The following is an 8,707-nucleotide window of genomic DNA, read 5'->3' on the forward strand; positions in this document are numbered from 1 at the left end:
CGCCTGTTAGTCCTCCTGCTTGTCGCTTGCTGGGTTTGTGCTCCGGCTAGCCCATAACTCCCGCAGCGTGAGCGCGCCGTGCACGCGCTTTTCCTCCGCACTTGCGGGGAAAATCCGCAGCGCAATTACCAGCCATACTAAGGCCAGCACGGTGCAAACAACGAATAGGGCAAGGAACACCAGCGGCGTTTGGATCCACACCGGCGCGTTGATCAGCCATTCCATCATTGTTTTGATCTTGCCCTTTCTTTCTTGACGCCTACCCCTGGCTCAACCCGCGACGGTGAAGTAGCGGCTGCACGCTGCGCTGCTGGCCGCGGAACATCCAAAATGCGTCTTCGAAGTCGATGCTAGCGCCGCGCGAAAGAATAATGCGGCGGAAACGCTCGCCCGCGAAGCGGACATCATCGTCGTCGAGAACCGGGGTGGCGTCATTAGATTCCGTAATGGACTCCCCCACCGCAGCGCCGGTATCGACGAAGGCTTGGAAACCATCGGCATCCAGGACCTCGGCCCAGAGGTAGCTCCAGTAGTCGGCGGAGTAGCCACCGGCGAAGATGTGGTTGAAGTAGGTGGAGCGGTAGCGCGGGGCGAGGGCACCGTTGACGTCCACCCCGGCGCGCTCCAGAGCTTCGGCTTCGAAGGCTTCGACCTGTGCGACAGCGTCCTCGGTGGCAGCCTCGAGGAGCTTCTCCGCTTCCACGGCAGAAAGCTTGTGCCAGGCCAGGTCCAGCCAGCAGGCCGCCAGGAACTCGGTGGTGGCCATGCCCTGACCCCACTTGGCTTGGGCGCGGATCGCGTCGACGAACTCGCCACTGATGACTTCCCCGGTCTCCGCGTGGCGGGCGTAGTTGTGCAGCACGGCGGGTTCCAGCGCCCAGTTTTCGTTGATCTGGCTGGGGAATTCCACAAAGTCGCGGGGAACGTTGGTGCCGGACAGCGTTGGGTAGCGCACGTCGGAGAGCAGGCCGTGCAGGGCGTGGCCGAACTCGTGAAAGACGGTCTGCACTTCGTCGAGGCTCAGCAAGGCCTGTTCGCCTTCGGCGGGCTCGGCGATGTTCATCACGTTGACCACCACGGGGGCCTGGCCCAGCAGGTTGGACTGTTCGACGAAGGAGTTCATCCACGCGCCACCGCGCTTGGTGGGGCGGGCGTACATGTCGGTGAGTAGCAGGCCGATGCCGACGGGGGCGCCGGCACCCTCGGTAGCGTCGGCGCCCTCGGTGACCTCCCACACCCGCACGCCTGGCGCGTAACCGGCCAAGTCGGTGCGTTCGCGCACGTCGATGCCGTACAGGCGCTTGGCGGCGAAGAATGCCCCGTCGACCATCACCTGTTCCAGCGGGAAATACTTCTTGAGCTCCGCCTCGTCGACGTCGAGCTCCTCGGCGCGCAGTTTGGCATCCCAGTACGGCCAATCTGCGCCGGTGAGGGCGCTTTCCCCCTCCCCGTCCTCTGCGGTGGCTGTGTCCGCTGCGCTTTCGGCTCCACTGACGGCCATCTTGTCCAGCGCCCGTTTGAACTCGCCCTGCGCGTTCGCCACGGCGGCGGGCGTCACCTGATTAAGCAACTCCTCGACGGCCGCGAGGCTTCCCGCGGTCTCGGCAGCAGCGACGAACTCGGCGTGGTTGGCAAACCCCAATAGCTCGGCGCGCTGGGCGCGCAGGTGGACGATCTGCAGCAGCGTGGCCGCGTTGCTATCGGCCGCACGGTTCAACGATGCCTGGTGCACCTTCGCACGCGCCGCCGGGTTATCCAACGATTCCAGCACTGGCTGGATGCTGGGCAGACCCAGGCGGATCAGCCAGCCTTCCTCCCCTCGCTCTGTGGCGGCCTTGGCGAAGTATTCCTTGTCAGATTCGCTGAGGCCCGCTACCTCGGCTTCGTCGGTCAGCAGCACCGCCGCATCTTCGGTGGCGGTCTGCAACTGCGCGCCGAAGGCGGTGGTCAGCTCGGCCAGCTGCGCGTCGATGTCGCGCAGGCGCTCCCGCTGGTCGTCGTCTAGCTCTGCACCACCGCGGATGAAGCTCTTCTTCAGTTCGCGCAGTAGTGCCTCTTCCTCGCTGCCCTCTGTCTGCTCGGGCAGGGCGCAGATGCGCTGCCACAGCGTGCGGTTCAGCCAGATTTCGCTGAAGTGCCGGGCCAACTCCGGGCTGATCGTCGCCTCGATCTCGCGCACCTGATCGGTGGCATGTGCGCCCGTATAATTAAAAACAATGGCCAGCACGCGCTGCAGCATCTGACCCGATTCTTCCCACGCCTCGGCGGTGTTTTCCCAGGTGGGAGCCTCGGGGTTGTTCGCGATCGCCGCGATCTGCGCGGCGTGATCCACCAGCGCAGTGCGGAAGGCGGGCACCAGCTCGGCTAGGTCGATTGCCGCGAAGTCTGGCAGTTCATAAGGCAGTTCGGAAGCGTTTTGGAGGTAATCCATGATCCCCCACTCTATCCCTGAGCCCAAGGACTACGTTGATGTGGCCATCGAACAGGGTCGCAAACGTGGCTTCCTCCGCGGTTCCGTCCTCCGCTTCGAGTCCATCCCCTACGCCGGGGGCGAACGCTTCGCCCCTCCTTCCCCTGCTGTCCCTTTTCAATTCTTCTTCGGCGACCCCTCCACCACCACCCACCGCCAATCCCTATCCATCACCTGCCCGGTCGACGCACCCCCTTCCATCATCGAGTCTGACTTCCATCCCAGAGCCAACGCCGGAACTGGATCTACCCCCACCGACGGCACCAGTCCCGGGGCACCAGTGATCGTGTTCATCCACGGTGGTCGCTACGAGGAAGGCTTCGCCGACGAGCTCTGGTACCAGGGTGTCCGCTTCGCCGAGGAGGGTTTCGTATACGTCTCGCTGAACTACCGGTATCGCTTTGAGGGCTTCCTTCCCCTCGTCGACGAGCAGCGCCCGGCCGACATTGATCCTTCAATAGACCCAAACAAAGAACCGGAGTATTACCGCGGCGCCGAAGATATCGTCGTGGCACTGCAATGGGTGCGCGACAACATCGCCGCTTTTGGCGGTGATCCAGAACAAGTCACACTGATGGGCCAGTCCGCCGGCGGTGCTCTGACGGCATGGGCTCTATGCAATCCCCGCACCGAGGGCTTGGTACACCGCGCTGTGATCCTCAGCCCTGGTTTCCCGCGCGAAGGCTGGCCGAGCCGCGAGCATGTTGCCCGTGCCCTCCTCGGCGGACCTCTGACGACCAAGCACCTGTCCCACCTCAAGCCGGATCAGCTACAACGTGCCTACCGCCGCTTTGCCCGGATCTATCGCACGGACTGCGCGGTGGGCCCCTATCCTTTCCGGCCAGATCAGATGCGGGACGTGCCTCTGCTGGTCGGCACTCTGCGCGAGGAGTTAGTGCAGATGCCCTTCGCTCGCGCCCTCGACAAGCACTTAAGCTCCAAGAACCCGCTGGTTCGGCAACCGGCTAAGGTCTTGGCACGGTACGCGGAACGGGCGCTGCAGGCGCGGGTGCGGTGGGCGTCAGAAAACCCGGTGGGAATGGCCATCGGTGATTCGGCCATTAAACGCTGGGCCGTGGCGATCATGGAGGAAAAACGCGATACAACCTGGTCCTACGAGTTTCACGGAAGCCAATCAGCTTGGCACTGCGCGGATCTTCCTTTGGTTTTTGACGCCCTTAAGGTCGCGCCCAAAACAGTGAAGTATTTCTGCGGCGAGTCCGCGGCCGAGCGCTTGCAGCCACTGGCGACGGAGTTTCACGGGATTGTCGCGCGCTTCGCCCGCGGGGAGGAACCGGAGTGGCCGCGCTATGGTTCGCGACGTTTGGTGCGGCGCTTCGACACGGATGCGGCTGCGCGCGGCGAGGTGACCCGCGAGGTGGCCGAGGATGCTTATCAGCAGATTCGCGAGGATTACCCGGAGCTCTACCCGCGCTACTAAGCGGCAATACAGCACCCACACTAGACAGCTCGGTCTAGAATGCTAGGGTGGGAAGCTATGAACGCCACACCCCAGAACAACAGCTTCCCGAACGCTAGCCACCCGAACGCCGGCCGCCCGAACGATACCGTGACCGTCCCCGACCTCGACACCCTGCGCGCCCGCGGGACGATGAAGTGGACCGTCTACGACGAGGACGTGCTGCCGCTGTGGGTCGCCGAGACCGACTTCGACACCTGCCCCGCCGTCAAGCAGGCCATCCAGTCGGGCGTGGATCGCGAATACTTCGGCTACGAGCGCCGCAACGGTTCCGTGGAGAAGGCCCTGGCAGGCTTCCTATCCCGCCGCTTCGACTGGCAGATCGACCCGACGTGGGTGCGGCTGGTCCCGGATGTGGTTAAGGGCGTTGCTGCAGCTATTGATGAATTGACGCCGCAGGGCTCCGACGTGATCGTCCCAGTGCCGAGCTACCACCCGTTCTTCGACGTGCCGAGTGCAGTGAACCGCCCGAAGGTCGAGGTGGAAATGACCAAGAGGGGCAACAAGAGCCCGCAGGGCGCCGAGGACACAGAGGAGTGGGCCTTCGACTACGAGGCCCTAGAAAAGGCCTTCGCTAGCAGCGAAAACCCGGCAGGTGTGGGCGCGATGATCGTGTGCAACCCCTACAACCCTTTGGGGCGCGCGTGGCGCCCGGAGGAACTAGCCAAGCTGGTGAAACTGGCCGAGAAGTACAACGTCCGTCTGATCTCCGACGAGATCCACGCGCCGGTGGTCTACGCCCCGCACAAGCACACTCCCCTGGCGACGCTCAGTGAGGAAGCCGCGCGGGTGACCGTGACGGTGCTGGCGACCTCGAAGGGCTGGAACACCGCGGGCCTGCACTGCGCGCAGATGATCTTCACAAACCCGGACGATCGCGCGGTAATGGCGAAGGTCAGTCCGCTGCGCACGGGATCCTCCTCCACCCTGGGGCAGGTCGCCGCCGAGGCCGCTTACACAAACGGCGAAGCATGGCTAGATAACGAACTGGAGTATCTGCAGGGCAACCTGGATCTGCTGGAACGCCGACTACCGGAGGTGCTGCCCGGCGCGAAGTTCACCCGCCCCGAGGCCAGCTTCCTGCTGTGGGTCGACCTCAGCGCGGTACCGGGGCTGGAAGAAAACCCGGGTAAGAAGCTGCTGGAAGGCGCACGCGTGGCCTTCAACGAAGGAACCATGTTCGGCACTCAAGGTGCGGGGCATGTGCGTATCAACTTCGGAACGTCGCGGGAGATCCTCAACGCGACCCTGGATCGCATCGCGGAATTCGCTAAGACGAACCTGAACGGTTAACTTGGCACAGTGTGATCAAAGCCTTCAGCCGAATTCTGCGCTCCACTAAGGAACTGTGGCCCTTCTACATCATCGTGATGATCACCAGCATCGTCACGGCGGGACTAGCCCTAGCCACTCCCTACCTGGTGAAGCTGGCCACCGACACGATCGTGGAGACCGTCGGGGGCGGGGGTGCTTCTGACGCTGCCATCGAGGGCGCCACAAAGACCGTCATCTGGCTCGCCGTCGGCCTGCTGGCCGTGGAGCTGGCCAACACCCTCATCCACAACATCGGCGGCTGGTTCGGCGACGTGATGGCCATGCGAATGCGCCAGATCCTGTCCAACCGCTACTACGCCAAGCTTTTGTCGCTGCCGCAGGGCTACTACGACAAGCAGGTCACGGGCACCATCATCTCCCGGCTAGACCGCTCCATCCTGGGGCTGACGGACTTCATCAAGTCCTTCGCCAACAACTTCTTCTCCATGCTGATCACCGTCACCATGATCTTGGTGATCACGGCCATCTACTACTGGCCATTGGCGCTGCTACTGGCGATCATCTTCCCGATGTACCTGTACCTGACCATGCTGACCTCCAAGAAGTGGATGGTGTGGGAGAAGGAAAAGAACGAGCACATCGACGTAGCCCAGGGGCGTTTCGCGGAGGTCATCGGCCAGGTAAAGGTGGTGAAGTCCTTCGTATCCGAGCTGCGTGAGCTGCGTCTGTTCCAGAAGCACTTCGCCGACACGATCCAACTGACGCGCGAACAATCCCGCTGGTGGCACTTCATGGACGTCTTGCGCATGGGCGGGATGAACCTGATCTTCTTCGGCATCTACCTGATGTTGTTCTGGCGCACCCTGCACGGCGACTTCACGCTGGGCGACATGGTGCTGTTGCTGCAGTACGTGGTGATGGCTCGCCAGCCGGCCGGCATGATGAGCTGGATGGTGGATACCGCCCAGCGTGCCGCCGCGGGCTCCCGCGAATACTTCAAGACTATGGAGGAGCTGGAGGAACCATCGGCCACCGCTCCCCTGCTGGAGGCTGCCCGCCCGGGCGGGCCGATGCTGGTCTCCCAGGATGACGTGGATCAGGCTGTGCAGCCGCAGCTTTCCGCCCCGGAGAACGGGCCGGTGATCGACTTCGATCACGTCAGCTTCGAATACACCAAGGGCGAACCCGTCATCCACCAGGTCACCTTCCAGGCGGCCAAGGGCGACCAGGTGGCACTGGTCGGTGAATCCGGTGGCGGCAAATCTACTCTGGTGAACCTGCTGCTGGGCCTGTACCGCCCCACCGAGGGGCAGCTGAAGGTGTGCGGAAAGGACGTGGCGGACATGACGGCCGCGGAGCTGCGCAGCTCTGTCGGCGTGGTGTTCCAGGAACCCGCGTTGTTCTCCGGCACCGTGCGGGAAAACATCGCCTACGCGAAGCCCGACGCGACGGATGAGGAGATCGAGGCGGTGGCCAAGCGCGCCTTCGCCCACGACTTCATCATGCACTTCAAGGATGGCTACGACACCCTCATCGGCGAGCGCGGCCTGCGCCTGTCCGGTGGGCAGAAACAGCGCATCGCAGTGGCCCGCGCCATGCTGAAGGACGCGCCGGTGCTGATTTTGGACGAGGCCACCTCCGCACTGGATACAAAGGCCGAACGCGTGGTTCAGGCCGGCCTGAACGAACTGATGGTGGGCCGCACCACCATCGTCATCGCCCACCGCCTGTCCACCATCGCCGACGTCGACAAGATCGTCACCCTGGACAAGGGGCACGTCTGCGAGGTCGGCTCCCCGGCCGAGTTGGCAACCAGCGGCGGTATCTACAACGAGCTTTTGCAACTGACCAGCTCTTCCTCCGCCGCCGACCGGGCGCGGCTGAAGCGCTTCGGATTCAGCGATCCGGCCGCCGAGGACGACGAAAACTACGACGAGTACGACAACTTCGACGAGGACCTTGCGGAGCAGCCCACCCAGGGGCAGTCCTAGGCAGCATCTCCGCTGCTAACGCCAACGTGCAAGAGTAGCCTGGAAGAATGACTGAGTTACCCCCTAGCATCACCGAGTTCACTACCTTCGACGGCGCAAAAGTTGGCGTCGGCACCGAAGAAGCAAAGACCGCAGAGCAGCAGGTACGCGACAACGACAGCAACTACGTATTCCACAGCTGGTCGGCGCAAGAAAAGATCAACCCGCAGCCGCTGAGCTACGCCGAAGGCCCGTGGATCTACGACTACCAGGGCAACGGCTACCTGGATCTGGGAAGCCAGCTGGTGAGCGCCAACCTGGGCCACGCCCACCCGAAGCTGGTGGAGGCAATTCAGCAGCAGGCCGCACGCATCACCAACCAGAACCCCGCGTTCTCCAACGATGTTCGTAGCGAGCTGGCCAAGGAGATCGTGGAGCAAGCGCAGGGCGACTTCTCCCACATCTTCTTTACCAACGGCGGCGCAGACGCCATCGAGCACGCCATCCGCATGGCTCGCCTGACCACCGGCAAGTCCAAGATCCTGACGGCTTACCGCAGCTACCACGGCGCTACTGGCTCCGCAATTATGGCCACCGGCGAGGCACGCCGCCACGGCAACCCCACCACCGACGGCGACGTGAAACACTTCTGGGGGCCGTTCCTGTACCGCAGCGCCTTCTACTCCACCACCCCGGAGGAAGAGTGCGCCCGCGCACTGCAGTCGCTGGAGGAAACCCTGGTTTACGAGGACAACGTGGCAGCAGTGCTGATCGAGTCCGTCGTGGGATCCAGCGGCATTATTGTCCCGCCAGAGGGCTTCCTGCAGGGCGTACGCGACATCTGTGACCGCCACGGAGCGCTGTACATCGCCGACGAGGTCATGGTCGGCTTCGGCCGTACCGGCAAGATGTTCGCCTACGAACACGGTGGCGCGAACCTGCAGCCGGACCTGGTGACCTTCGCTAAGGGTGTGAACTCCGGCATGGCGCCGCTGGGCGGCGTGATGATGAACGAGGCAGTGTACCGGCGCTTCGCAGACAAGTCCTACCCGGGCGGCCTGACCTACTCTGGCCACCCGCTGGCTGCGGCCCCGGGGCTGGCGGCGCAGAAGGTGTACCGCGAGGAAAAGATCTTCGAGAAGGTAGCCGACCTAGGCGAGCGCGTGATTGCCCCGGCGCTGCAGAAAATCACGGAGAACCACCCGAGCGTTGGCAACGTCCGCGGCAAGGGCTTCTTCTGGGCTGTCGAGTTCGTCAGCGACCAGGAGGCCAAGACCCCAATGGGCGGCGAGGCCATGGGCGCGTTCGGCGCGGAGCTGAAGAAGGCCGGCATCTGGCCGATGGTTTCCGGCAACCGCCTGCACTTCGCCCCGCCGCTGATCACCACCGAGGAGCAGCTGAACTGGGCTCTGGAGATCGTCGACCGCGCTGCTTCGGTCGTTGACCAGGCACTGTAAGGCTTTCCAAGCCACGGCGCTGCCGGGTTAAGTAGCAAAAAGTGTGTCTGACTTT

Annotated in this window: 6 protein-coding genes; 4 read left to right on the top strand and 2 right to left on the bottom strand. The window is 63.5% G+C overall.

Annotated features, from left to right (window positions below):
* Positions 1–6 precede the first annotated feature (6 nt).
* On the bottom strand, positions 7–228 hold the full coding sequence (locus tag HMPREF2678_RS02620) for a hypothetical protein (RefSeq protein WP_070550741.1): 222 nt from the start codon (positions 226–228) through the stop codon (positions 7–9).
* A gap of 31 nt (positions 229–259) precedes the next feature.
* Positions 260–2,431, bottom strand: coding sequence for a M3 family metallopeptidase (locus HMPREF2678_RS02625; RefSeq protein ID WP_070550743.1), 2,172 nt, complete (start codon positions 2,429–2,431; stop codon positions 260–262).
* Here HMPREF2678_RS02625 and HMPREF2678_RS02630 point away from each other — a divergent pair.
* From HMPREF2678_RS02630 to HMPREF2678_RS02645, 4 genes are read left to right on the top strand one after another with little or no spacing between them, the layout of a single operon-like run.
* Complete coding sequence (locus HMPREF2678_RS02630) at positions 2,430–3,911, top strand: carboxylesterase family protein (protein WP_051891464.1); 1,482 nt, start codon at positions 2,430–2,432, stop codon at positions 3,909–3,911. The two genes, HMPREF2678_RS02625 and HMPREF2678_RS02630, sit on opposite strands and share 2 nt — an antisense overlap.
* A gap of 57 nt (positions 3,912–3,968) precedes the next feature.
* The gene (locus HMPREF2678_RS02635) at positions 3,969–5,243 is read left to right on the top strand and encodes a MalY/PatB family protein (RefSeq protein WP_035001705.1); all 1,275 of its coding nucleotides are present in this window, start codon (positions 3,969–3,971) and stop codon (positions 5,241–5,243) included.
* An 11-nt stretch (positions 5,244–5,254) separates the two neighbouring features.
* Positions 5,255–7,216, top strand: a complete 1,962-nt coding sequence (locus tag HMPREF2678_RS02640; RefSeq protein ID WP_035001704.1) for an ABC transporter ATP-binding protein — start codon at positions 5,255–5,257, stop codon at positions 7,214–7,216.
* A gap of 47 nt (positions 7,217–7,263) precedes the next feature.
* Positions 7,264–8,652, top strand: coding sequence for an aspartate aminotransferase family protein (locus HMPREF2678_RS02645; protein ID WP_035001703.1), 1,389 nt, complete (start codon positions 7,264–7,266; stop codon positions 8,650–8,652).
* Positions 8,653–8,707: the final 55 nt, after the last annotated feature.

Source organism: Corynebacterium sp. HMSC058E07 (assembly GCF_001809885.1).
In the GTDB taxonomy this organism is placed as follows: domain Bacteria; phylum Actinomycetota; class Actinomycetes; order Mycobacteriales; family Mycobacteriaceae; genus Corynebacterium; species Corynebacterium macclintockiae.